The 21,976-nt window shown below is 65.0% G+C and carries 25 protein-coding genes and 2 riboswitches; of the genes, 13 read left to right on the top strand and 12 right to left on the bottom strand.

Translation table 11 applies throughout. The features are described 5' to 3' along the window. Positions 1-43 precede the first annotated feature (43 nt). The 6 genes from dxs to KUW17_RS05810 all read right to left on the bottom strand — a co-directional run bounded on the left by dxs (position 44) and on the right by KUW17_RS05810 (position 5,408). Positions 44-1,972, bottom strand: coding sequence for a 1-deoxy-D-xylulose-5-phosphate synthase (dxs, locus tag KUW17_RS05835; RefSeq protein ID WP_222476739.1), 1,929 nt, complete (start codon positions 1,970-1,972; stop codon positions 44-46). Positions 1,973-2,013: 41 nt separating this feature from the next. Beyond that, positions 2,014-2,898, bottom strand: coding sequence for a polyprenyl synthetase family protein (locus tag KUW17_RS05830; protein WP_222476738.1), 885 nt, complete (start codon positions 2,896-2,898; stop codon positions 2,014-2,016). A gap of 3 nt (positions 2,899-2,901) precedes the next feature. Then, positions 2,902-3,144 (bottom strand): exodeoxyribonuclease VII small subunit, encoded by a 243-nt coding sequence (locus KUW17_RS05825; protein ID WP_019297546.1) that lies wholly within the window; start codon positions 3,142-3,144, stop codon positions 2,902-2,904. Then, positions 3,141-4,067 carry a histone deacetylase family protein gene (locus tag KUW17_RS05820; RefSeq protein WP_222476737.1) on the bottom strand — a complete coding sequence of 309 codons (927 nt, stop codon included), beginning with the start codon at positions 4,065-4,067 and terminating at the stop codon, positions 3,141-3,143. The genes KUW17_RS05825 and KUW17_RS05820 overlap by 4 nt, the downstream gene beginning before the upstream one ends. A 129-nt stretch (positions 4,068-4,196) precedes the next feature. Then, on the bottom strand, positions 4,197-4,898 hold the full coding sequence (locus tag KUW17_RS05815) for a response regulator (protein ID WP_222476735.1): 702 nt from the start codon (positions 4,896-4,898) through the stop codon (positions 4,197-4,199). A gap of 6 nt (positions 4,899-4,904) precedes the next feature. Further along, the gene (locus KUW17_RS05810) at positions 4,905-5,408 is read right to left on the bottom strand and encodes a MarR family winged helix-turn-helix transcriptional regulator (protein WP_222476734.1); all 504 of its coding nucleotides are present in this window, start codon (positions 5,406-5,408) and stop codon (positions 4,905-4,907) included. A 162-nt stretch (positions 5,409-5,570) separates the two neighbouring features. On the opposite strand from KUW17_RS05810, the gene KUW17_RS05805 reads away from it, so the two are divergent. The 4 genes from KUW17_RS05805 to KUW17_RS05790 all read left to right on the top strand — a co-directional run bounded on the left by KUW17_RS05805 (position 5,571) and on the right by KUW17_RS05790 (position 8,695). After that, positions 5,571-6,437, top strand: coding sequence for a branched-chain amino acid aminotransferase (locus tag KUW17_RS05805; protein WP_222476732.1), 867 nt, complete (start codon positions 5,571-5,573; stop codon positions 6,435-6,437). Between the two features lie 202 nt (positions 6,438-6,639). Further along, a complete protein-coding gene (locus KUW17_RS05800) occupies positions 6,640-7,110 on the top strand; it encodes an MgtC/SapB family protein (RefSeq protein ID WP_222476725.1) in 471 nt (156 codons plus the stop codon). 116 nt (positions 7,111-7,226) lie between these two features. Beyond that, on the top strand, positions 7,227-8,186 hold the full coding sequence (locus KUW17_RS05795) for an AraC family transcriptional regulator (protein WP_222476724.1): 960 nt from the start codon (positions 7,227-7,229) through the stop codon (positions 8,184-8,186). A 137-nt stretch (positions 8,187-8,323) separates the two neighbouring features. Beyond that, the gene (locus KUW17_RS05790) at positions 8,324-8,695 is read left to right on the top strand and encodes a hypothetical protein (RefSeq protein ID WP_222476723.1); all 372 of its coding nucleotides are present in this window, start codon (positions 8,324-8,326) and stop codon (positions 8,693-8,695) included. Positions 8,696-8,698: 3 nt separating this feature from the next. On the opposite strand, the gene KUW17_RS05785 is transcribed toward KUW17_RS05790, so the two are convergent. Then, positions 8,699-9,535: a LysR substrate-binding domain-containing protein gene (locus KUW17_RS05785; protein ID WP_222476722.1), complete on the bottom strand. Its 837-nt coding sequence runs from the start codon at positions 9,533-9,535 to the stop codon at positions 8,699-8,701. Between the two features lie 102 nt (positions 9,536-9,637). On the opposite strand from KUW17_RS05785, the gene KUW17_RS05780 reads away from it, so the two are divergent. After that, a complete protein-coding gene (locus KUW17_RS05780; protein ID WP_222476721.1) occupies positions 9,638-10,336 on the top strand; it encodes an SDR family oxidoreductase in 699 nt (232 codons plus the stop codon). Between the two features lie 55 nt (positions 10,337-10,391). On the opposite strand, the gene KUW17_RS05775 is transcribed toward KUW17_RS05780, so the two are convergent. Further along, positions 10,392-11,327 carry a DMT family transporter gene (locus tag KUW17_RS05775; RefSeq protein ID WP_222476719.1) on the bottom strand — a complete coding sequence of 312 codons (936 nt, stop codon included), beginning with the start codon at positions 11,325-11,327 and terminating at the stop codon, positions 10,392-10,394. A gap of 94 nt (positions 11,328-11,421) precedes the next feature. Between KUW17_RS05775 and KUW17_RS05770 the strand changes: the two genes are divergently transcribed. Continuing rightward, positions 11,422-12,924, top strand: coding sequence for a malonate--CoA ligase (locus tag KUW17_RS05770; RefSeq protein WP_222476717.1), 1,503 nt, complete (start codon positions 11,422-11,424; stop codon positions 12,922-12,924). Positions 12,925-13,044: 120 nt separating this feature from the next. Here the strand turns inward: KUW17_RS05770 and KUW17_RS05765 are convergent, their stop codons facing one another. Next, the gene (locus KUW17_RS05765) at positions 13,045-13,683 is read right to left on the bottom strand and encodes a cation transporter (protein ID WP_222476715.1); all 639 of its coding nucleotides are present in this window, start codon (positions 13,681-13,683) and stop codon (positions 13,045-13,047) included. A gap of 73 nt (positions 13,684-13,756) precedes the next feature. Here KUW17_RS05765 and KUW17_RS05760 point away from each other — a divergent pair, with 73 nt between their 5' ends. Next, a complete protein-coding gene (locus tag KUW17_RS05760) occupies positions 13,757-14,173 on the top strand; it encodes a MerR family transcriptional regulator (RefSeq protein ID WP_222476713.1) in 417 nt (138 codons plus the stop codon). 65 nt (positions 14,174-14,238) lie between these two features. Here KUW17_RS05760 and aroC read toward each other — a convergent pair whose 3' ends face one another. Then, complete coding sequence (gene aroC / locus KUW17_RS05755; RefSeq protein ID WP_222476711.1) at positions 14,239-15,339, bottom strand: chorismate synthase; 1,101 nt, start codon at positions 15,337-15,339, stop codon at positions 14,239-14,241. 179 nt (positions 15,340-15,518) lie between these two features. Next, positions 15,519-15,610, top strand: a riboswitch (TPP riboswitch). Between the two features lie 32 nt (positions 15,611-15,642). Here aroC and thiB point away from each other — a divergent pair. The 3 genes from thiB to KUW17_RS05740 are packed head-to-tail and all read left to right on the top strand — an operon-like array spanning position 15,643 to position 18,831. Continuing rightward, positions 15,643-16,620: a thiamine ABC transporter substrate binding subunit gene (thiB, locus tag KUW17_RS05750; protein ID WP_222476710.1), complete on the top strand. Its 978-nt coding sequence runs from the start codon at positions 15,643-15,645 to the stop codon at positions 16,618-16,620. Beyond that, positions 16,596-18,152, top strand: a complete 1,557-nt coding sequence (locus KUW17_RS05745; RefSeq protein WP_222476708.1) for a thiamine/thiamine pyrophosphate ABC transporter permease ThiP — start codon at positions 16,596-16,598, stop codon at positions 18,150-18,152. The genes thiB and KUW17_RS05745 overlap by 25 nt, the downstream gene beginning before the upstream one ends. Next, complete coding sequence (locus tag KUW17_RS05740; protein WP_222476707.1) at positions 18,139-18,831, top strand: ATP-binding cassette domain-containing protein; 693 nt, start codon at positions 18,139-18,141, stop codon at positions 18,829-18,831. Before KUW17_RS05745 ends, KUW17_RS05740 begins: the two co-directional genes overlap by 14 nt. Positions 18,832-18,861: 30 nt before the next feature. Here KUW17_RS05740 and KUW17_RS05735 read toward each other — a convergent pair whose 3' ends face one another. After that, positions 18,862-19,299, bottom strand: a complete 438-nt coding sequence (locus KUW17_RS05735) for a 6,7-dimethyl-8-ribityllumazine synthase (protein WP_222476706.1) — start codon at positions 19,297-19,299, stop codon at positions 18,862-18,864. A 79-nt stretch (positions 19,300-19,378) separates the two neighbouring features. Next, a riboswitch (FMN riboswitch) is annotated at positions 19,379-19,526 on the bottom strand. A gap of 56 nt (positions 19,527-19,582) precedes the next feature. On the opposite strand from KUW17_RS05735, the gene KUW17_RS05730 reads away from it, so the two are divergent. Continuing rightward, the gene (locus tag KUW17_RS05730; RefSeq protein ID WP_222476704.1) at positions 19,583-20,206 is read left to right on the top strand and encodes an FMN-binding negative transcriptional regulator; all 624 of its coding nucleotides are present in this window, start codon (positions 19,583-19,585) and stop codon (positions 20,204-20,206) included. Here KUW17_RS05730 and KUW17_RS05725 read toward each other — a convergent pair. Further along, positions 20,185-20,481 carry an antibiotic biosynthesis monooxygenase family protein gene (locus tag KUW17_RS05725; protein ID WP_222476698.1) on the bottom strand — a complete coding sequence of 99 codons (297 nt, stop codon included), beginning with the start codon at positions 20,479-20,481 and terminating at the stop codon, positions 20,185-20,187. The genes KUW17_RS05730 and KUW17_RS05725 overlap by 22 nt on opposite strands. A 112-nt stretch (positions 20,482-20,593) precedes the next feature. Between KUW17_RS05725 and KUW17_RS05720 the strand changes: the two genes are divergently transcribed. Continuing rightward, entirely contained in the window at positions 20,594-21,196 is a 603-nt protein-coding gene (locus KUW17_RS05720) for a glutathione S-transferase (protein ID WP_222476697.1), read from the top strand. A 212-nt stretch (positions 21,197-21,408) separates the two neighbouring features. Next, positions 21,409-21,969 (top strand): ubiquinol-cytochrome c reductase iron-sulfur subunit, encoded by a 561-nt coding sequence (gene petA, locus KUW17_RS05715; RefSeq protein ID WP_222476695.1) that lies wholly within the window; start codon positions 21,409-21,411, stop codon positions 21,967-21,969. Positions 21,970-21,976: the final 7 nt, after the last annotated feature.

The following is a 21,976-nucleotide window of genomic DNA, read 5'->3' as shown; positions in this document are numbered from 1 at the left end:
AACGGGTACGGCCAGGCGGGCCCCGGTCTGAAGTCGCCGGGAATTAGGCCCGCTTCTCGCTGATTGTCGCCACACCCAGCACGTCCAGAACCTTGGCCTCGATCTGCGGCGCGTTCATGGCCGCGATCTCATACATGTCTGCCGGGCTGGCCTGGTCGATGAAGGTGTCGGGCAGCACCATGGAGCGGTACTTGAGGCCGCTGTCGAACACGCCTTCCTCGGCCAGAAGCTGCGCCACGTGGGAGCCGAAACCGCCCACCGCGCCCTCCTCGATGGTGATCAGCGCCTCGTGATCCGCGGCCAGCTGCAGGATCAGATTGCGGTCCAGCGGTTTGGCAAAGCGGGCATCGGCGATGGTTGGCGTGATGCCCTTGGCGGCCAGCGCTTCGGCGGCCTTTTTGACTTCACCCAGGCGGGTGCCGAAGGAGAGGAGGGCGACACGTTTGCCGGCTTGGATCATCCGGCCCTTGCCGATTTCCAGAACTTCCGGGGTTTCCGGCATCTCGACGCCTTCGCCCTCGCCGCGCGGGTAGCGGAAGGCAATGGGACCGTCGTCATATGCCGCGGCGGTGGCGACCATATGGGTAAGTTCGGCCTCATCCGCGGCGGCCATCACCACCATGCCGGGCAGGTTGGCCATGAAGGCAATGTCGAAACTGCCGGCATGGGTGGCGCCATCGGCGCCGACCAGCCCCGCGCGGTCGATGGCAAAGCGCACCGGCAGGCGCTGGATCGCCACGTCATGCACCACCTGGTCATAGCCGCGCTGCAGGAAGGTGGAATACATCGCGCAAAACGGCTTCATGCCGCCGGCCGCCAGTGCTGCTGCAAAGGTGACGCCGTGCTGCTCGGCAATTCCGACGTCAAAGCAGCGCGAGGGGTAGCGTTCTGCCATCAGGCTGAGGCCGGTGCCATCGGGCATCGCCGCGGTGACGGCGCAAATCTTGTCGTCCTTGGCGGCCAGCTTCACCAGCTCATTCCCGAAGACCGACGTATATGAGGGCGCGTTGGAGGGGGCTTTCTTCTGCTCGCCGGTCACCATGTCGAACTTGGCGGTAGCGTGGCCCTTGTCGCGGGCGCGCTCAGCCGGGCCGTAGCCCTTGCCCTTCTTGGTGAGGACGTGGATCAGGATTGGACCGGTGGCGCGGGCCTTCACCGTGCGCAGGACCGGCAGCAGCTGATCCATGTCATGGCCGTCGATCGGGCCGAGGTAGGAGAAGCCGAGTGCTTCGAACATCGTGCCGCCGACGGCCATGCCCTTAATCATATCTTTGGCGCGCTTGGCGCCTTCGCGGAAGGGTTCCGGCAGCAGCGAGACCGCGCCCTTGGCGGCGGCCTTCAGCTCCTGGAACGGCTCACCGGCATAAAGGCGGGAGAGGTAGGAGGACAGCGCGCCCACCGGCGGGGCGATAGACATCTCGTTGTCATTGAGGATCACGAACAGCCGCTTGCCCAGGTGGCCTGCGTTGTTCATCGCCTCAAAGGCCATGCCTGCCGACATCGAACCGTCGCCGATCACCGCGATGGCGTCGCCGTTGCCCTCGGGGATTACACCGCCAAGGTCGCGCGCCACGGCAAACCCCAATGCGGCGCTGATCGACGTCGAGCTGTGGGCGGCGCCGAACGGGTCATAAGGCGACTCGGAGCGTTTGGTGAACCCGCTGAGCCCGTCCTTCATCCGCAGGGTGCGGATGCGGTCGCGGCGCCCGGTCAGGATTTTGTGCGGGTAGCACTGGTGGGAGACGTCCCAGATCACCTTGTCCCGCGGCGTGTCGAAAACCGCGTGCAAGGCGGTGGTCAGCTCCACCACGCCGAGGCCTGCGCCCAAGTGGCCGCCGGTGACGGAAACCGCGGAAATGGTTTCCTGCCGCAGCTCGTGGGCCACCTGCACCAGCTGCGCATCCGTCAGCCCCTTCAGATCCGCGGGGCGCGTGATCTGGTCCAGAAGCGGGGTCTTGGGCCGGTCGGACATGGTGTCTCCTTGGGCTGCGCCTTGAGGGTCGTGGCGCGGGGTTAGCTGTCGCGCGCAATAACGAAACGCGCGGCTTCCTTCAAGGTTGCGGCGTCTGCTTCATAGGGGGATAGTGCGGCGCAGGCTTCATCGCAAAGCGACTGTGCGCGGGCTTTTGCCTCTGCCAGCCCCAGCAAGGAGACAAAAGTTGCCTTACCGGCATCGGCATCCTTGCGCACGGCCTTGCCAACCTTGGCGGCGTCCCCTTCGACATCCAAGATGTCGTCGGCGATTTGGAAAGCAAGGCCCAGGGCGCGTGCGTATTGCCGCAGCGGGGCGGGGTTGTCACCGGCCAGTACTGCGCCGGCGGTGGCGGACCATTCGATCAGGCAGCCGGTCTTGCGGCCCTGCAGCAGGGTGATCTGTTCCAGCGTCAGCGGCGCGCCGGCGGTTTCTGCCGCAATGTCCAGCATCTGCCCTGACACCATGCCGTCCTTGCCGGAGGATTGCGCCAGCCCGCGGATCAGGGTCAGCGCATGGGGCCCGATCTTGGGGTCCGCCAGCAGCTCGAAGGCGAAGGTTTGCAGGCTGTCGCCTGCCAGAACCGCCATCGCCTCGTCCCATTTGCGGTGCACGGTGGGCTGGCCGCGGCGCAGATCGTCGTCGTCCATGCAGGGCAGATCGTCATGAACCAGCGAGTAGGCATGGATGCATTCGATGGCAAGTGCAGCCTCGATGGCGGCCTCTGCCGCGACCCCGTGCAAACGGGCGCTTTCCAGCACCAGGAAGCCGCGCAGCATCTTGCCGCCGGTGATGGCGTAACGCATCGCGGTGTGCAGCTCATCGCTGCCCGCCAGCCGCATCTCCATATGTGCGGTGATACGGCCTTGGGCGTCTTTCAGCGCCTCCGCGAAGGGGCGGGTCCGGGCGTCTGCTGCGGCGCTCATCGATCAGCCGGCGTCCAGCGGCTGGGTGCCCTTGGGGGTGCCGTTTGCGTCCAGCGTGATGGCAGCGACCTTTTCCTCGGCGCGCTTCAGCTCATCCTCGCAGCGTTTCTTCAGCGCGGCGCCGCGTTCATACAGAGCGATCGAGGCATCCAGCGCCACATCGCCGCGTTCCAGCTGGTCCACCACGCCTTCCAGCTCGCGCATCGCCTGTTCAAAGCTCATCTGGTCTACGGGGGTCTCAGTCATGCCGTTGCCTTCATCAATTCTTCCACATGCGCGCGGGTTGCCGCGGACAGCGCGTTCAGATCATATCCGCCTTCCAAAGTCGAGACGATACGGCCCTGGCACAGCTCACTGGCAAGTTTGCAGAGTTCCGCCGTGATCCAGGCAAAATCGGCAGTGGCCCAGTTGAGGCTGGCGAGCGGGTCGTCCTGGTGGGCGTCAAAGCCGGCCGAAATGATGATCAGCTCCGGCTTAAACGCGCGCAGGCGCGGGAAAGCCTGGCCCTCATAGGCCGCCTGCATTTCCACCCGGCCCGATCCCGGCGGCAACGGCATGTTGAGGATCTGGCCATGGGCGCCGTCCTCATCCGGACGGCCGGAGCCGGGCCACAGCGGCATCTGCTGGCTGGTCACCACCAGGGCGCGCGGCTCGTCCCACAGCAGGTCCTGGGTGCCGTTGCCGTGATGGACGTCGAAATCCACCACCGCAACGCGGCTGAGGCAATGGTGATCAAGCGCGTGTTTGGCCGCCAGCGCGGCATTGCCGAACAGGCAAAAGCCCATTGCAGTGTCTGTTTCAGCGTGATGCCCCGGCGGGCGCACCGCAGCAAAGGCGTTTTGCACCTCACCGCCCAGCACCATGTCGACGCCGCGCACCACGGCCCCCGCCGCGCGGAAGGCGGCATCGAGGGAACCGGGGGACATGAAGGTGTCGCCGTCGATCTGCGCCCAGCCCTCTGACGGGGAGGCCTTGCGCAGGTCCGACAGGTAGCCGGCCGGGTGGATGCGCAGGATGTCATCCTCGGCGGCCATCGGGGCCGTCACGCGCTTCAGGTCCAAGGGCTCCAGCGCGTGCAGGATGTGTTCCAGCCGCGCGACCCGTTCCGGGTGGCCCTCAGGTGTGACGTGATTGAGGCAATCCGCGTGGGTGATCAGGGCGGTGGTCATGGGCGCGTTCCTCCGGCTGCGGGTCTTGGCGCGACACTAGGAGGGGGCGGGCTGCGGCCGCAAGGGGAATCCGGGGCGCTGCCCCGGACCCCGGGAAATTTAGGGCCAGAAGGAGGCGCTGACCGTGCCTTAGTCCGGCGCCAGCATGTAGCCCGCGCCACGCACCGTTTGCAGGTACTGCGGCTGTTTAGGGTTCGGCTCGATCTTGCGGCGCAGCCGGGTGATTTGCACGTCAACAGCGCGCTCCTGCGCTTGGCCACGGTCGCGGCCCAGGTCCTCCACCAGCTTGGTGCGGGAGACCGGTTCGCCGGGCTGGGCGGAGAAGATTTTCATCAGCTGGCTTTCGGTGCCGGTCAGGCGGATCAGCTCATCGCCCTGCCACATCTCGCCGCGCTCGATGTCATAGCGGATGGCGCCCAGGTGCAGCACCTTGGGGGCGGCCTCCTGCGTGACGGTGTCCGGCATCCGCCGCAGGATCGCATTGACACGCAGCAGCAGCTCCTTGGGCTCGAAAGGTTTCGGCAGATAGTCGTCCGCCCCTGCCTCCAGGCCCGCAATCCGGTCCTCGGTCTCGCCCTTGGCGGTCAGCAGCAGGATCGGGGTGGTCATGGTTTCGCGCAAGGAGCGGGTCAGCGACACGCCGTCCTCGCCCGGCATCATCACATCCATCACGATCAGGTCGAAGTCGAGCCCGGCCAGCACGCGGCGCGCATGGGCGGCGTCACGTGCGGCCGTCACCAGAAAGCCGGAGCGCATCAGGAATTTTTTCAGCAGGCCGCGGATGCGCTCGTCGTCATCGACGATCAGCAGATGGGCGTCATGGGTGGTCATGCCTGATCAGTCCCGCAGCTTGGCGTAGGCGCGGCGCATGTCCGCGTCCATCATTGCTTCAAGCACCGTCTTGAAACCCTGCACGGCTTCCGGGCCCGCGTCCTTGTAGGCGGCGCGCATCCGGGCGCGCTGGGCGTCGGACAGCGTCGCCTCCAGCGCCTGGCCCTGATCGGTCAGGTAGAGGTGGCGTTCGCGCTTGTCGAGTTCCCCCACCTTGGAGATCACCAGTCCATCGCCGATCAGCGTGCGCAGCACCCGGTTCAGCGACTGTTTGGTGACGCCCAGGATGCTCAGGAGATTGTTCACCGTGGTGCCCGGCGAGCGGTTGATGAAGTGAATGGCGCGGTGGTGCGCGCGGCCATAGGACATCTCGGCCAGAATCCGGTCCGGATCGGCGGTAAAGCCGCGGTAGGCAAAAAACATTGCCTCGATCCCCTGGCGCAGCTGTTCATCTGTCAGAAACAGCAGGCTTTCGCTGCCGTATCCCTGCCCTGTCCGGCCCTCAGGCATGTGGTGCCCCCTCGTCTGTCTTGCCGGTCAGTTTATGTCAGTGTTGTTGACATTCCAAGGGTGAAGATGTATCGAATCGCAGCTTTGACGCAAGATTATGCCCGCTCCGGCCTTAACTTGCGCAATAAATGAAAATCACCGCAGAATTCAGGAGGGTGCGGCATGGCTGGTTACGACGACCGCGACGGTGTGATCTGGATGGATGGGGAGCTGGTCGACTGGCGGGATGCCAAGGTGCATATCCTGACCCATGCGATGCATTACGCCTCCTCCGTGTTCGAGGGCGAGCGCGCCTACAACGGTAAGATCTTCAAGAGCCGCGAGCATTCCGAGCGCCTGATCGCATCGGCCGAGGCACTGGACATGCCGATGCCCTACACCGTCGACCAGATCGAGGCGGCTAAGGAAGAAACCCTCAAGGCGTCCGGCCTGCAGGATGCCTATGTGCGGGCGCTGGTCTGGCGCGGCTCGGGCGAGGACATGGGCGTGGCCTCTGCCAAGAACCCGGTGCGCATGGCGATCGCGGTCTGGGGCTGGGGCGCCTACTACGGCGACGCCAAGATGAAGGGTGCCAAGCTCGACATCGCGGAATGGAAGCGCCCGAGCCCGGAAACCATCCCGGTTCACGCCAAGGCGGCGGGCCTTTACATGATTTGCACCATCTCCAAGCACAAGGCAGAGGCCAAAGGCTGCTCTGACGCGCTGTTCATGGACTGGCGCGGCTATGTGGCTGAGGCCACCGGCGCCAATGTGTTCTTTGTGAAGGACGGTGAGGTGCACACGCCGCTGGCCGACTGCTTCCTCAACGGCATCACCCGCCAGACCGTGATCCAGATGCTCAAGGACAAGGGCATCACCGTGCACGAGCGCCGCATCAAGCCGGAGGAGATGGAAGGCTTTGAACAGTGCTGGCTGACCGGCACCGCGGCCGAGGTCACCCCGGTGGGGCAGATCGGCGACTATACGTTTGAGGTTGGTGATCTGACCCGAGAGATCGCCGAGGATTACGAGAAGCTGGTCCGCGCCTAAGCGGCCCTGCAATACCCGGATTAAAACCCCCGCCATCGCGCGGGGGTTTTGCTTTGCGGGCCGGCCTGATTGCGTCAGCGTCTGGTCGCCAAGCCAATTTCCTGCAATTTTTTCAGCCCTGTGCCATAGTCGGGCATATTGCTGAAAAGTTATTCCAGGGCATGCTGTACGCTGCTGCCCGCCAAGAAGGAGCAGGAACGCGATGGACCTGAGCATTGCCTATGTGAGCTATCTTGAACTGGGCCTGCGGCTGATCTGCGCCGCTGCTGCCGGGGCGCTGCTGGGGCTGGACCGGGAACTGCGGCACCGCAAGGTGGGTATGCGGACCTACATGATTGTCTCGCTCGGAGCGGCGGGCTTTACGCTGATCACCATGGAAATGTCGATGGAGGCGCTGACCCTCGAGATGGGGGCCGACCCGACAAGGATCATGCAAGGGCTTGTCGGCGCGATCGGTTTTCTGGGTGCCGGCGCAATCATCCAGGGCGACGAGCGGGTCGGCGGCATGGCAACGGCGGCCAGCCTGTGGGTGGCCGGCGGGGTCGGCATGGCGTCGGGGCTTGGCTATTACGTCCATGCGGTGCTGCTGGCGATGCTTGCCGCTGGCATCCTGGCCATGAGCCGGGTGATGAGCAACCGCGGCAGTAGGGACCGGCCGGATATCAGCGAGTAACGGCGCCCAGCCAGGTGGTCCCGAGACCTTAGCGTTCGGTTGCCCGGCCGTTCACATTTCCTTGCGGATCGTCCGGTGCCATGGACGTGAGGTGCCTGCCGCCTAACATGCAGGGCATGTTGGATCTGCTCAGCGATATTCTCACCCGGCTGTCCCTTAGGGGGACGCTCTATTTCCGCACGTCATTCACCCCGCCGTTCGGGGTCCAGGTGCCGGCGTTCCAGAACGTGGCCCGGTTTCATTTCGTGCAGCGCGGGGAGTTGAAGGTGCATGTGCCGGCAACCGGCGAAAACTTGCGGCTGCGGCAGGGGGATCTGGTGCTGATCCCGCATGGCAATGCGCATATGCTCTTGTGCAACGAGGTGCAGCCGCTGGAGGCCCTGCCGTTGGAGCAGGTGCTGCAGGATGCAGGCTATGACGGCGGCGGGGTGCTGGTTTATGGCGGCGCGGAGGAGGACCGGGATACACAGCTGATCTGCGGCCATTTCTCCTTTGCCGGGATGCCGGGGCGGCGCGGCACCGGGCATATGCTGATCGACCGGCTGCCGCCCTACATCGTGATCGAGAACTACGGCGAGGAGGCAGGCGCCTGGATCGAGGCGACCCTGCGGATGATCGGCTCCGAGGTGCAGGGCGCCCGTATCGGCGGCGACCTGATTGCGTTGAAACTGTCGGAGGTGCTGTTTGCCCAGGCGATCCGCGCCTATCTGGAGCATCAAAGCCCCAGCGGCTCGGCGCTGGCTGGGTTTGCCGATCCGCGGCTTTCCCGCGCGCTGACCGCGTTCCACCAGGCGCCGGCGCAGGAGTGGAGCGTCGAGGGCCTGGCGCGCGAGGCCGGCATGTCGCGCACCGCCTTTGCCCAGGAATTCACCGCCAAGATGGCGGTGACGCCGATGCAGTACCTGACCAGCTGGCGGATGCAAATCGCTTGCCAGGGGCTGACGGAGCAGGGGCTGAACGTCGCGGATGCGGCCGAGATTGCCGGCTACGCCTCCGAGGCGGCGTTTTCGCGGGTGTTCCGCAAGCAGGTCGGCATGTCCCCGGCGGCCTACCGGCAGCAGCACAGGGCTGCCTGACCTGCTGGGCTCCCAAGTTCTGTACGATCTGCAAAATTTGCGGGGGCTTCTGAAATTCAGCGTCCGGTACTGATGGGGCAGATTGGGGCCACAGCCGCATCGGCGGCCAAGAGACCTCAGTAACAAGGACCTGATCCATGCCCCTCCGCTTTGTGACCCGCACCATCCACGCCTATCTCGACTACCCGGTGGCCATCGCCCTGATGGGACTGCCGTTCCTGCTGGGCCTCGGCGAAAGCAACCCGCTGGCGCTGTGGCTGTCGGTGGCAACCGGCATCGCCGCCTTTGTCCTGACGGTGCTGACTGACCATCACCTCGGCCTGATCCGGGTGCTGCCCTACAAACTGCATTTGACGGTCGACCTGATTGTCGGCCTCACCTTTCTGGCAGCGCCTTTTGCCTTTGGCTTTGCCGGGCTGGATGCAGCGTTCTACTGGCTCAATGGCGCTGCCGTGGTTGCTGTGATCTCGCTCAGCGCGCCGGAAGGGGCTGAGGCCGCCTCTGCCTGACCGCTATTGGCGCAGCAGCCAGTCCACCACTGTCTTGGCCCGGCCCTGAGTGCTGGGCCAAAGCACGTAGAAGCCCTGATCCCCCAGCCGCGGCGCCTGCCACAGCTCTGCCAGCGGCTGGCTGCCCAGGAAAATACGGGGCACAAGGGCAATGCCCTGCCCGTTCATTGCCGCATCCATCGCCAGTGCGGTTTGGTTGAACTGCAGCACCCGGCCCGTGGCCGTGAGCCCCTCCTGCCGCAGCAGCAGGTCCCAGTGCCGGTGCCCGTCCTGTATCAGCGTGTGCCGCGCCAGATCCGCCAGTTCGGGTGAATCCTCCTTGGTTAGAGCCGAATCCTGGCGTGCCACCGCTACCAGATCCACCAGTGACAGGAGCGCTGAGTTCAAGCTGCTTTCCTGCGGCTTGCCGCCCTGGCGGATGGCGATGTCGATGCCGTCGCGCTTGAAATCAGTCAGATTTTCCTCTGCCACGACCCGCAGGTCGATATCGGGGTGGCGGGCCTCGAATTCCGGCAGCCGCGGCACCAGCCATTTCGAGGCAAAGGAGGGCGGCACCGACAGCGTCACCCTCTGCACTGCCGGCGCCAGCTTGTCCGTTGCCTCTCGGATCAGCATCAGGGCCTGCCGGACCGGGGCGTGATAGCTGCGCCCGGTGTCGGTCAGCGTCAGCCCGCGGGCGTGTCGGTGGAACAGCTTGTGACCCAGATCCGCCTCCAGCCGCCGCACCTGCTGCGCCACTGCGCCCTGGGTCAGGTGCAGCTCCTCTGCCGCGCGGCCGAAATTCAGGTGGCGGGCAGCGGCGTCGAACATCCGCAGGGCGTTGAGGTTGGGCAGGCGCATCAGGTCTCAGCCAGTAGTTTCTCTACAGTCTGGCGCGATGAGACATGATTGGTCAAGCGCGGCCTGAGCAGCCATCCTGAGGGCAAGCAAAGGAGTAAAGACATGACCAAGGTTGCTCTCTTCACCGCCGCCGGCAGCGGTATGGGCGCGGATGCTGCCCGCCACCTTCATTCGCAGGGGTATGAGGTTGCGATCCTCTCCTCCTCCGGCAAGGGCGAGGGGCTGGCGCAGGAGCTGGGCGGGGTGGGCCATACAGGCTCCAACCTCGAACAAAGCGATCTGCAGGCTTTGGTGGGCAAGGCGATGGACCGCTGGGGGCGGATCGACGTGCTGGTCAACTCGGCAGGCCACGGGCCCAAGGGCGACATCATGGAGATCAGTGATGAGGACTGGCATCTGGGGATGGAATACTACCTGATGAACGTGATCCGTCCGGCCCGGCTGGTGGCGCCTGTCATGGCGGCGCAGGGCAAGGGGTCGATCATCAACATCTCCACCTTTGCGGTGTTTGAGCCGGATCCGCTGTTTCCCACGTCCGGTGTGTTCCGGGCGGGACTGGCAAGTTTTACCAAGCTGTTTGCCGACAAGTTCGCGGCCCGGGGCGTGCGGATGAACAACGTGCTGCCGGGCTTCATCGACAGCCTGCCCGAGACCGAGGACCGCAGGGCGCGCATCCCGATGGGGCGCTATGGCACCGCGCGCGAAGTATCAGCGCTGATTGCCTATCTGGCCTCGGATGATGCAGCTTATACCACCGGGCAGAACATCCGCGTCGACGGGGGGCTGACCCGCGCGATCTGAGCCGGCCGGTAGGGATGCAGGCTCTAACACTGCAGTAATCCCGTGTTAGAGCCTGCTATCCGCCCTTTGGGTCGATCAGCGGCTTGGCCTTGCCGCGCCGCAGGCCCAGCCGGTGCTCGCGCCAGATCACCAGCACATTGCCAGCGATCACTAGCGCCGCACCGGCCAGCATCACCAGCGTCGGCCACTCGTTGAACCAGACATAGCCGATCACAATGGCAAAGATCATCGAGGCATAGTCATAAGGCGCCAGCATCGAGGCGGGCGCAAAGCGGTAGGAGGAGGTGACCAGGATCTGTGCCACTCCGCCGACCAGCCCGGCGCTGACCAGCAGCGCCGCGGTTTGCGCATCCGGCATCACCCAGCCGAAGGGTGCCGTTAGCAGCGCCAGGCCAGAGGCGGTCAGCGAGAAATAGAAGACGATGGCCGCGGTATGCTCGGACTGCACCATGCGGCGGATGTGGATCTGCACAAATCCGCGGGCGACAGTGGCGCCAACCACCAGAAGCACCCCCAGCATGGCGCCATCGCCCAGGTCGCCGCCCAGGCGCGGCCAGATCATGATGAGCACGCCCAACAGGCCGATGGCCACCGCACTGATCCGCACCAGGCGGATGGTCTCGCCCAGGAACAGCGCCGCAAGGATCAGGGTGAAGATCGGGGTGGCATAGCCGATGGCGGTGACCTCCGGCAGCGGCAGCAGCGCCAGCCCCATGAAGGTCATCCCCATCGCCGAGGTTCCAACCAGTCCGCGCCACACGTGAAACATCGGCTTCTTGGTGATCAGCCCCTGGCGCAGCTGGCCGCGCGCCGTCAGCCAGACCACAATTACGGGGATCGCAAAGAAGGAGCGGAAGAACACCGCCTCGCCTGCCGGTACGGTTTCCGAGGTGGCCTTGATGATCCCGGACAGTGCGGTGAACAGCGCAATGGCGGTCACTTTCAGCAGGACCGCCAGCACAGGCCGATGCGATGTTAAGGATTCCGCCATGGCGCGACCCTGCGCCCAAGCGCCGCAAAGATCAATGGCTTGATTTCGGCGGGCCAAGGCGCGCAAATGGCGCCGCCAGATGAAGGAGCCGCCGATGTACGACGACAACCACCTGATCCGCCAGCTGCGCGAGTCCTCGCTGGGGCGCGAGGAGGATGTTTTTGCCCGGCTTCCGGGCGGCAGCACGGTCACATTCGGCGCGCTGTTTGCCGGCGCGGAGCGGATGGCCGCGGCGCTGGCCGCCCAAGGCGTGCAGCCCGGTGACCGGGTGGCGGTGCAGGTCCAAAAAACCATTCAGGCGATCGAACTGTACCTTGGCACCGTCATGGCCGGCGGCATCTTCCTGCCGCTCAACACCGCCTATACCGGGCCGGAGGTGGCTTATTTCGTTGGCGACGCCTCTCCGCGCGTGGTGGTCTGCGATCCCGCGCGGCTGGAGGAAACCGGCGCCATTGCTGCTGGGGCAAAGGTGCTGACACTGGACGCCGCAGGGCAGGGAAGCCTGCGCGATCTGGCGGATGGCCAGTCCGGTTTTGCACCCGTGTCACGTCAGCCAGATGATCTGGCGGCAATCCTTTACACGTCCGGCACCACCGGCCGCTCCAAGGGCGCGATGCTGAGCCATGATAATCTGGCGTCCAATTCGCTGACCCTGCGCGACACCTGGCGGTTCACTAAGGATGACGTTCTGATACATGCGCTGCCGATCTTCCACACTCACGGGCTGTTTGTGGCGACCAATGTGGCGCTGTTTGCAGGCAGCCAGGTGGTGTTCCTGCCGGGCTTTGATGCCAATGCCATTCTGGAGGCAATGCCGTCCTCCACAGCGATGATGGGGGTGCCGACGTTTTATACCCGCCTGCTGGCGGATGAGCGGCTGACCCGTGAGCGTGCCGCCAATATGCGACTGTTCATTTCCGGCTCTGCGCCCTTGCTGGTCGATACCCATGAGCAGTGGGAGGCCCGCACCGGACACCGCATTCTGGAACGCTACGGGATGACCGAAACCAATATGAGCACCTCCAACCCCTATGAAGGCGAGCGCCGCGCGGGCACCGTCGGTTTCCCGCTGCCGGGCGTGGAAGCCCGGGTGATGCAGGACGGCGCCGAGGTGCCCGACGGAGAGATCGGCGTGCTGGAGGTGCGCGGCCCGAACGTGTTCCAGGGCTACTGGCAGATGCCGGAGAAGACGGCGGAAGAGCTGCAGGCGGACGGCTGGTTCATCACAGGCGACATGGCAAAGGTCGACGCCGACGGCTATGTCACCATTGTCGGGCGCGAGAAGGACCTGATCATCACCGGAGGCTTCAACGTCTATCCCAAGGAGGTTGAGAGCCTGATCGACGACCTGCCAGGCGTTCTGGAAAGCGCGGTGATTGGCGTGCCGCATCCCGATTTCGGCGAGGGTGTGGTGGCCGTGGTGGTGCCGGAGGGCGAAGGCACCAGCGCCGAGGCGATCAAGGAGGCTCTGTCGGGGCAATTGGCCAAGTTCAAGCAGCCCAAGGAGATCATCCTGCTGGAGGCCCTGCCGCGCAACACTATGGGCAAGGTGCAGAAGAAAGCCCTGCGCGAGGAGTACGAGGGTCTTTTTGCCTGACCTTTGCTCTACCAGGCCGATAGGCCGGGCTGCGCCTGCCTGCCCGTCAAACCGGAGGTTTGCCTCCGGCAAAACGGACAGGCGCATTTGCGCCAGCCCAGGCAAGAGCACCCTCGGTTCTTATTGTGTATGCGCCGCCGCGTGCGCCTCTTCCACGCGCCATTCCCGCACTGCCTGCACCAGGATCTGGAAGGCGGAGTTCAGGAACAGCCCGCCCATGATGCCGGCCACAATGAGGTCCGGCCAGCCGGTTGCCGTGCCCCAGACCCCCAGGGCCGCAAACATCACTGCAACATTGCCAATCGCGTCGTTGCGCGAACACAGCCAGACCGACCGCACATTGGCGTCGCCGTCCTTGTAGCGGGCCAGCAGCAGCACCGAGATCAGGTTCGCCGCCAGTGCCATGAAGCCGATCACCCCCATGATATGGGCCTGCGGCACGCCGACGTAGAATACTTGGTATACAGTGGAGCCAAACACCCAGAGCCCCATCAGCAGCAGGCTGACGCCCTTGCCCAGTGCCGCCAGCGCCCGGGTGCGCAGGGTGGCCCCGATCACCGCCAGCGAAATGCCATAGGTCAGCGCGTCACCCAGAAAATCCAAGGCGTCCGCCTTCAGCGCCTGGCTGCCGGACAGCTGGCCCGCACCCATTTCCACTGCAAACATGCCGGCGTTGATGGCGATTACCAGCCAAAGCCTGCGTTTGTAATCGTCCGAGACCCCGTCGAATTTTGCGCTGTGGTTGCAGCAGCCTGCCATTGCTCTTGTCCTCATTCCTGATTCGACATCAATGTAGGGCCTCTAGTCACTAGAGCATCAAGAGGGTTTGCGCATGTTTTCCATCGGCCAGCTGTCCAAGGCCACCGGCGTCAAGGTGCCCACCATCCGCTATTACGAGGAAATCGGCCTATTGCCTGAACCGGGCCGCAACGCCGGCAACCAGCGCCGCTACGGGCAGGACGGCATGGACGCGCTGGGTTTCATCAAACACGCGCGCGATCTCGGGTTTTCACTGGAGGACATCAAGGCGCTGATGGGGCTGGACGGGCATCTGGGCGATGATTGCGCCGAGGCCGACCGGATTGCCCGCAGCCAGCTGGCCAATGTCCGGGACCGCATCCGCAAGCTGCGGCAGCTGGCGTCCGAACTGGAGCGGATCAGCCACCTGTGCGACGGCGGCAACGGCGGCTGCTGCAAGGTGCTGACTGCGCTGGGCGACCACAGCCAATGCGCGGGCGAGCACGAATAAGAGTGCAGGCTGAGAGGCGCCATCCGAATCAAATTCGGGCAACTCTCCTTGTTAGGGCCTGAATGTCAGCCGATGCGGCCCTGGTTTTCGCCGATCTGGCCCCGGTGCAGCAGCAGATGGTCCAGGATCACGCAGGCCATCATTGCCTCGGCCACCGGCACCGCGCGGATGCCGACGCAAGGGTCGTGGCGGCCCTTGGTGATCACCTCGGTGGCGGAGCCGTCCTTGCGGATCGACTTGCGCGGTGTGAGGATTGACGACGTCGGTTTCACTGCAAAGCGCACCACCACATCCTGCCCGGTGGAGATCCCGCCCAGGATGCCGCCGGCGTGGTTGGAGGAATACTCCGGGCCGTTTTCACCCATGAAGATCTCGTCGGCGTTTTCCGAGCCCTTGAGGCGCGCGGCATTCATGCCTTCGCCGATCTCGACGCCCTTCACGGCGTTGATTGACATCATCGCGGCGGCCAGATCGGTGTCCAGCTTGCCATAAACCGGCGCGCCGATGCCGGCGGGGACGCCGCGGGCGACAACCTCAACCACCGCACCAACCGAGTCATGCGCTTTGCGCAGGGCCTGCAGGTAGTCTTCCCATTCCTGCACTGCGCCTGCATCGGGGATCCAGAAATCGTTCTGATCAATCGCGTCCCAGTCGAACCGGCTGCGGTCGATCTCCAGCTCGCCCATTTGGGTCATGTAGCCCTTGATCTCCAGCCCCGGCACCAGCGCCTTGATTGCTTCACGTGCAACACCGCCGGCCGCAACCCGCGCCGCGGTTTCGCGCGCCGAGGAGCGGCCGCCGCCGCGGTAGTCGCGGTTGCCGTATTTCTGGAAATAGGTGATGTCGGCGTGGCCCGGACGGAAGGTCTGGGAAATCTCACCGTAATCCTTGGACCGCTGGTCGGTGTTTTCGATCATCAGCTGGATCGGGGTGCCGGTCGATTTGCCCTCGAACACGCCGGACAGGATCTTCACCGCATCCGGCTCATTGCGCTGGGTGGTGTTCTTGTTCTGGCCGGGGCGGCGCCTGTCGAGCCACTGCTGCAGCATTTCCGGCTCCAGCGGCACGTTCGGCGGGCAGCCGTCGACGGTGGCGCCAAGCGCGGGCCCGTGGCTCTCGCCCCAGGTGGTGACGCGGAAGAGGTGTCCAAAGCTGTTCATCGACATGAGGCGCGGTCTCCTTTGCGGGACGTGCTTAGCGGGCAGGGGCCTGTGCCTCAAGCGGATTCCACTGCGGCGGATGGCACAGGGGGGCGGGGATCGGCGCCGAAAGCGGTCCAGTTTGCCTGAAGCGTAGGTCCTGGCGGGGCTTTGGCTTGTCTTTGTTGCGGCCAAACCCTAATGTCCGCGCCACCTCGGGGTGCGCTTCGGCGCTGAGATGACACCCGTTGAACCTGAACCGGATCACACCGGCGGAGGGAAGGTACTGGACAGCCTCCACCCTTGCCCAAAGCCGCAAAGGAGGATGGCATGAAACATCTTGCATTTGCAGCGGGACTGCTTGGCGCCTCGGCAGCCTTTGCCGATACGCCCGAACTCACCGTTTATACCTATGACAGCTTTGTCTCCGACTGGGGCCCCGGCCCGGCGGTGGAAAAAGCGTTTGAGGAAACCTGCGGCTGCGACCTGAAACTGGTGGGCGCTGGCGACGGCGCGGCACTGCTGGCGCGGGTCAAGCTGGAAGGCGCACGCTCTGACGCCGATGTGGTTCTGGGCCTCGACACCAACCTGACCGCGGCGGCCAAGGAAACCGGCCTGTTTGCGGAGCATTCGGTCAGCGCCGACTATGCGCTGCCGGTCGAATGGAACGACGCGACCTTTGTGCCGTATGACTGGGGCTACTTCGCCTTTGTCCACAACGCCGATGCCGCGGCGCCTGCGGATTTCAAGGCGCTGGCCGCCAGCGACAAGAAGATTGTCATTCAGGATCCGCGCTCCTCAACCCCCGGCTTGGGCCTGCTCTTGTGGGTCAAGGCCGCCTATGGCGACGAAGCGCCGGAGATCTGGAAGGGCCTCTCTGACAACGTGGTCACCGTGACCAAGGGCTGGTCCGAGGCCTATGGCATGTTCCTGGAGGGCGAGGCCGACATGGTGCTGTCCTACACCACCTCGCCGGCCTATCACCTGATTGCTGAGGAAGACGGCTCCAAGGCAGCGGCTGCCTTTGACGAGGGCCACTACATGCAGGTGGAAGTTGCGGCGAAGCTCGCAAACACCGACCAGCCGGAGCTGGCCGACCAGTTCCTGGCCTTTATGGTGTCGGATGCGTTCCAATCGATAATCCCGACCACCAACTGGATGTACCCGGCTGTGACCCCGGCGGCGGGCCTGCCGGAAGGGTTTGAGACTCTGATCGCGCCGGAAAAATCGCTGCTGCTGAGCGAGTCTGAGGCGGCAGAGGTGCGCGATGCGGCGCTGGGCGAATGGCTGGACGCGCTCAGCCAGTAAGCCCTGTTCCCGGAAGCGCCGCTGCCCTGCTGGTGGCGGCGCTGATCCTGGGAACCCTTGCGGCTGTTGCCGTGAGGGCTGAGGCCGGAGGCGGATTTGCAGCCAGCGACTGGGCCGCGGTCCGCTTCACGCTGACCCAGGCAAGCCTGTCGGCGCTCCTGAGCGTCGGCCTCGCGGTGCCGGCGGCGCGCGCGCTGGCGCGGCGGCGGTTCCGGGGGCGGAGCCTGCTGATCGCGCTTTTGGGGGCGCCGTTCATCCTTCCTGTCATTGTGGCCATCCTAGGCCTGCTGGCGGTCTTTGGCCGCGCCGGCTGGCTGAGCAGCCTGCTAGGGCTGTTCGGGCTGGAGCCGGTACAGATCTACGGGCTGCACGGGGTGGTGCTGGCGCATGTCTTCTTTAACCTGCCGCTGGCGACCCGGCTGATCCTGCAAGGCTGGCAGGAAATCCCTGCGGAACGCTTCCGCCTGGCGGCGCAGCTGGATGCAGGGCCGCTGGCGATGTGGCGGCTGCTGGAAGGCCCGATGCTGCGGCGGGTGGCGCCGGGCGCGCTTGCGGTTGTCTTTGCCATTTGCCTCTCCAGCTTTGCGGTGGCGCTGACTTTGGGCGGGGGGCCAAGGGCCACCACCATCGAACTTGCCATCTATCAGGCGTTCCGCTTCGATTTCGACCTCGGCCGCGCGGCGCTTTTGTCCGGCATGCAACTGCTGCTGACCGGTGCCGCCGCGCTGGTGGCGCTGCGGGTGTCAGCGGGCGAGGGCTTTGGCGCCGGCCTTGACCGGGCAGTGCGGCGCTGGGACGGGCAGAGCGCCTTGGCGCGCGGACTGGATGGGTTCTGGATTGTCCTGTCTGCCGCGTTTCTGCTGCTGCCGCTGGCAGCAATTGTGCTGGCGGGGCTGCCAGGTGTGCTTTCGTTGAAAGCATCCGTCTGGCAGGCCGCTGGGAACTCCATACTGGTTGCGGCGCTCAGCACTGTGATCCTGCTGACGCTGGCCTTGCCGATGGCCGCTGCTGTGGCGGCAGGCCGCAACGGCATGACCGAGCTTTCGGGCATCCTCGGCCTTGCGGCCTCGCCGCTGGTGATCGGCACGGGGCTGTTTATCCTAATTTACCCTGTCGCAGATCCTTTTGCGCTGGCGCTGCCGGTGACGGCGCTGGTCAATGCGGTGATGGCGCTGCCTTTTGCCATGCGCATTCTGGTGCCGCGGGCGCGGGAGGTGCTGGGGCGCTATGGCCGCCTGTCGCTGTCGCTGGACATGCAGGGCTGGGCCTTTGTGCGCCGGGTCTACCTGCCGCGGATGCGGGCGCAGACGGGGTTTGCCGCAGGACTGGCGGCCGCCCTGTCGATGGGCGACCTCGGCGTGGTGGCGCTGTTTGCCGATCCGGATTTCGCAACGCTGCCCTTGCAGATTTACCGGCTGATGGGGGCCTACCGGATGGAAGCGGCGGCGGGTGCGGCGCTGCTCTTGCTGATGCTGTCGATGGGGGCGTTTTGGATTTTGGACCGCGGGGGGCGCTGGCATGCTGAGGCTTGAGAACTGCCGGATCATGAACGGCGATTACGCGGTGGAGGCGGATCTGGAGATCGCGCCCGGTGCCTGCGTTGCGGTGATCGGACCGTCCGGCGCCGGGAAATCCACGCTGGTGGAGGCGATCGCCGGTTTTCTGCCCGTCACCCGCGGGCGAGTCTTGTGGAACGGAGCCGACCTGACCCGCCAGCCGCCGGGCAAGCGGCCGGTGGCGATGCTGTTTCAGGACGGCAACCTGTTTCCGCATCTGACCGTGGCGCAGAACGTTGGCTTGGGGCTGCATGCAAACCTGCGGCTGAACCAGTTGGAGTGGGATAGGGTCGGCGCGGCATTGGCGCGGGTTGGACTTGGCGGCATGGGCGGGCGCAAGCCTGCGGCGCTGTCCGGCGGGCAGCAAAGCCGGGTGGCGCTGGCGCGGGTTCTGGTGCAGGGGCGCGATATCCTGCTGCTGGATGAGCCCTTTGCCGCGCTGGGCCCGGCGCTGAAGGCTGAGATGCTGGATCTGGTGGCGGAACTGACCCGCGAAAGCGGCGCCACGGTGCTGATGGTCAGCCATGATCCGAACGACGCCCGCCGGATCGCGGATCAGGTGGTGCTGGTGGCGGAGGGCGAGGCGCATCCGCCCAGAGCGACGGCGGAGCTGCTGGACAACCCGCCGCCTGCCTTGAAGGCTTATTTGGGGTGAACAATGGCCGGGCTGGCGTTGGCCGCTGTTTTATGCAGCCAGCGCCGTTTCCCGCGTTTTGGTGATCATCAGCGCGGCATTGGCAGCTTCACGCCCCTTCTCCACAAAATGCGCGCGGTAAATCGCGTTGTGGTGCTCAGTCTCCTGATACTGATGCGGGGTCAGCGACACCGACAGCACCGGCACCCCGGTGTCCATGCCGGCGCGCATCAGCCCGTCGACCACCGCCTGGGCGACAAAATCGTGCCGGTAGATGCCGCCATCCACCACAAAGGCAGCGCAGGCGACAGCGGCGTATTTCCCAGTCTTGGCCAGTTCCTGCGCCATGAGCGGCATTTCAAAGGCGCCGGGAACATCGAACACGTCGACCTGTTCCGCCGGGATCAGCTGCAGGAAGCCCTCCAGCGCCCGGTCGACAATATCGGCATGCCATTGCGCCTTGATGAAGGCATAGCGGGTGTGTGTCATCTCGTAATCTCCTTGTGCTTCTGACACGTCACCCAAGGCGATCACGAACAGACGGGCGCACGCCTGGCGGCGCCCTTCTGCACGTTCTCTTCCATCCGGACTGTGACCGTCGGCTCTGGAGTCGCACCAGATCTGCTGACACTTCCAACCTTGGAAGCCGCTCGCGGGCTTGCGGGACGTGCCCGCTTACCGCCGGTGGGGAATTCCGCCCCGCCCTGAGAACGAAACGGACCTTGCCAACAGGTGCGGGGATTTTCAAGAGTGTGGATGAAGGAGACAGCCCATGCATCCCAATCCTGCTTTTCACGATGCTGATACCGCGCAGAACCTGGCATTTGCCCGGGCGCGGGGCTTTGGCGTGCTGGCTGTCTCCGCAGCGGAGGCGCCGCTGATCAGCCATGTGCCGTTCCTGATTTCGCAGGATGGGGCGTGGGCGGACCTGCATCTGGTGCGATCCAACCCGATTGTGCGGGCGCTGAAGGAAGCGCGCCCGGCGAAGATCGCCGTCAGCGGGCCGGACGGCTACGTGTCGCCGGACTGGTACGGGGTGCCGGACCAGGTGCCGACCTGGAATTATGTCGCGGTGCATTTGACCGGAAAGCTGGAACTGCGCCCGGATGAGGAGCTGCGCGGGCTGCTGGACAGGCAGTCGGCCTTTTATGAGACGCGGCTGGCACCGAAGCCGCCCTGGACCACCGGCAAGATGGACGCAGAGGCGCTGGCGCGGATGATGCGTATGATCGTGCCCGCCCGGATGCGGATCACCGGTGCCGATGGCACCTGGAAGCTGAGCCAGAACAAACCGGAGGCCGCGCGCGCCGCAGCGGCGGAAAAGATCGCCGGCGGCACCGGTGCGGAGCTGGAGGAGCTGGCAGCGCTGATGCGTCAGGTTTCAACCAGGTCATAGTGCCTGATGGTGCGCGACTCGACCAGTTCTGCCTCGGCGGGGTCGATGTGGGGGCTGGTGTAATCCTCGCCCACGAATGCCTTGAGCGAGGCCAGATCCTTCCAGACCATCACAAAGCTGAACTCCCGCGGGGTTTCGGCACGCGGCGCTCCCGGCAGCACCGAGACGATGCCGTCGGTGCCCTTCATCAGCGGAATCGCGGTTTCATGAAAGAACTTGCTGAACTCGGCTTCCTTGCCGGGCCGGATCACAACCTGGAATATCCGCATGATCATTGGGGGACTCCCTTCGCTTGATGCACAGATCCAGCGTAACACAGCGCGGAAATTGGCTCTTCCCCTCAGCCCGGCTTGCAGTAGGCTGCGGCCAAACAGCGGAGGATTTCCCATGAGGCTCACGTATTCCCAAGCATCCCCTTTTGCCCGCAAAGTTGTGGTGCTGCTGCATGAAACCGGGCAGCTGGACGAGGTCGAGATCCAGGATGTCACAACCACCCCTCTCAGCCCCAGTCCAGATGTGAAGGCCAGCAATCCGCTCGCCAAGATCCCGGCGCTGGAGCGCAACGACGGGCCGGCGCTTTACGACAGCCGGGTGATCTGCGCCTATCTGGATGACCGCGCAGGCGGCAGGCTGTACAGCGGCGGCTGGGACAGCATGGTGCTGGAGGCCACCGCCGACGGGATCATGGATGCGGCGGTGCTGATGTCCTATGAAAAACGGCTGCGTCCCGAGGAAATACAGTGGGACAGCTGGCTGGAGGCGCAGCAGGGCAAGGTGCTGGGCGGCTGCGCCGCGCTCAACGCGCGCTGGATGAGCCAGCTGCAGGGGCCGCTGGACATCGGCCAGATCGCAGTGGCCTGTGCGCTGGCCTATGTGGACTTCCGCCACCCGGATACAAACTGGCGCCAGGGCAACGAGGCGCTGGCGGACTGGTTTGCCGGTTTCGAATCGCGCCCGGCAATGCAGGCGACAAAACCGCCTGCGGCCTGAGCGCCGGCCCTTGAAACATGCATGTGCCGCACAGATATGGGTGCGGCACTGTCACACAGGCGTGACAGAATTGCTGTCTGCGGCTTTCTGCGCGCCCATGACCGCTGGACGAATTGCTTTCTCCCCGCTAGACACGCGCCTGAGTCACTGCGAGCAATCGCGGTGCATGCGCATGTTTGCCCTAAACGGGCGCTGGAATTGGAGAAAACCTCGTGTCCCACGCAGAAGACCACGAAGGAACCCGGAGAGATTTCCTCTACTACGCCACTGCCGGCGCCGGGGCAGTGACCGCGGGTGCCGCCGTATGGCCCCTGGTCAACCAGATGAACCCCTCCGCCGACGTGAAAGCGCTGTCCTCGATCCTGGTCGATGTCAGCGGCGTGGAAGTTGGCACGCAGATCTCGGTCATGTTCCTGGGCAAGCCGGTGTTTATCCGCCGCCGCACCCAGGAAGAGATCGAGCAGGCCCGTGCCGTGGAGCTGTCCGAGCTGATCGACCCGCGGTCGGAAAACCCGAACAAGCCGGGCACCGACGCAGCGGACGTGAACCGCACCATGGACGACGCCGGCGAATGGCTGGTGATGATGGGTGTCTGCACCCACCTCGGCTGTGTGCCGCTGGGCGACGGCGCCGGCGAATTCAACGGCTGGTTCTGCCCCTGCCACGGCTCGCACTACGACACCGCAGGCCGCATCCGCAAAGGCCCGGCGCCTGAGAACCTGCACGTGCCGGTGGCTGAGTTCACCGACGCCAACACCATCAAGCTGGGATAAGGAAACG

It is taken from the genome of Leisingera aquaemixtae (assembly GCF_019801145.1).
Classification (GTDB): Bacteria; Pseudomonadota; Alphaproteobacteria; order Rhodobacterales; family Rhodobacteraceae; genus Leisingera; species Leisingera aquaemixtae_A.
This window is presented reverse-complemented; position numbering and strand designations above follow the sequence as displayed.

Excerpts from the sequence above, each read along its gene's own strand:
- dxs (WP_222476739.1), bottom strand. The coding sequence starts at position 1,972 with ATGTCCGACCGGCCCAAGACCCCGCTTCTGGACCAGATCACGCGCCCC.
- KUW17_RS05830 (WP_222476738.1), bottom strand. The coding sequence starts at position 2,898 with ATGAGCGCCGCAGCAGACGCCCGGACCCGCCCCTTCGCGGAGGCGCTG.
- KUW17_RS05825 (WP_019297546.1), bottom strand. The coding sequence starts at position 3,144 with ATGACTGAGACCCCCGTAGACCAGATGAGCTTTGAACAGGCGATGCGC.
- KUW17_RS05820 (WP_222476737.1), bottom strand. The coding sequence starts at position 4,067 with ATGACCACCGCCCTGATCACCCACGCGGATTGCCTCAATCACGTCACA.
- KUW17_RS05815 (WP_222476735.1), bottom strand. The coding sequence starts at position 4,898 with ATGACCACCCATGACGCCCATCTGCTGATCGTCGATGACGACGAGCGC.
- KUW17_RS05810 (WP_222476734.1), bottom strand. The coding sequence starts at position 5,408 with ATGCCTGAGGGCCGGACAGGGCAGGGATACGGCAGCGAAAGCCTGCTG.
- KUW17_RS05805 (WP_222476732.1), top strand. The coding sequence starts at position 5,571 with ATGGCTGGTTACGACGACCGCGACGGTGTGATCTGGATGGATGGGGAG.
- KUW17_RS05800 (WP_222476725.1), top strand. The coding sequence starts at position 6,640 with ATGGACCTGAGCATTGCCTATGTGAGCTATCTTGAACTGGGCCTGCGG.
- KUW17_RS05795 (WP_222476724.1), top strand. The coding sequence starts at position 7,227 with ATGTTGGATCTGCTCAGCGATATTCTCACCCGGCTGTCCCTTAGGGGG.
- KUW17_RS05790 (WP_222476723.1), top strand. The coding sequence starts at position 8,324 with ATGCCCCTCCGCTTTGTGACCCGCACCATCCACGCCTATCTCGACTAC.
- KUW17_RS05785 (WP_222476722.1), bottom strand. The coding sequence starts at position 9,535 with ATGCGCCTGCCCAACCTCAACGCCCTGCGGATGTTCGACGCCGCTGCC.
- KUW17_RS05780 (WP_222476721.1), top strand. The coding sequence starts at position 9,638 with ATGACCAAGGTTGCTCTCTTCACCGCCGCCGGCAGCGGTATGGGCGCG.
- KUW17_RS05775 (WP_222476719.1), bottom strand. The coding sequence starts at position 11,327 with ATGGCGGAATCCTTAACATCGCATCGGCCTGTGCTGGCGGTCCTGCTG.
- KUW17_RS05770 (WP_222476717.1), top strand. The coding sequence starts at position 11,422 with ATGTACGACGACAACCACCTGATCCGCCAGCTGCGCGAGTCCTCGCTG.
- KUW17_RS05765 (WP_222476715.1), bottom strand. The coding sequence starts at position 13,683 with ATGGCAGGCTGCTGCAACCACAGCGCAAAATTCGACGGGGTCTCGGAC.
- KUW17_RS05760 (WP_222476713.1), top strand. The coding sequence starts at position 13,757 with ATGTTTTCCATCGGCCAGCTGTCCAAGGCCACCGGCGTCAAGGTGCCC.
- aroC (WP_222476711.1), bottom strand. The coding sequence starts at position 15,339 with ATGTCGATGAACAGCTTTGGACACCTCTTCCGCGTCACCACCTGGGGC.
- thiB (WP_222476710.1), top strand. The coding sequence starts at position 15,643 with ATGAAACATCTTGCATTTGCAGCGGGACTGCTTGGCGCCTCGGCAGCC.
- KUW17_RS05745 (WP_222476708.1), top strand. The coding sequence starts at position 16,596 with ATGGCTGGACGCGCTCAGCCAGTAAGCCCTGTTCCCGGAAGCGCCGCT.
- KUW17_RS05740 (WP_222476707.1), top strand. The coding sequence starts at position 18,139 with ATGCTGAGGCTTGAGAACTGCCGGATCATGAACGGCGATTACGCGGTG.
- KUW17_RS05735 (WP_222476706.1), bottom strand. The coding sequence starts at position 19,299 with ATGACACACACCCGCTATGCCTTCATCAAGGCGCAATGGCATGCCGAT.
- KUW17_RS05730 (WP_222476704.1), top strand. The coding sequence starts at position 19,583 with ATGCATCCCAATCCTGCTTTTCACGATGCTGATACCGCGCAGAACCTG.
- KUW17_RS05725 (WP_222476698.1), bottom strand. The coding sequence starts at position 20,481 with ATGATCATGCGGATATTCCAGGTTGTGATCCGGCCCGGCAAGGAAGCC.
- KUW17_RS05720 (WP_222476697.1), top strand. The coding sequence starts at position 20,594 with ATGAGGCTCACGTATTCCCAAGCATCCCCTTTTGCCCGCAAAGTTGTG.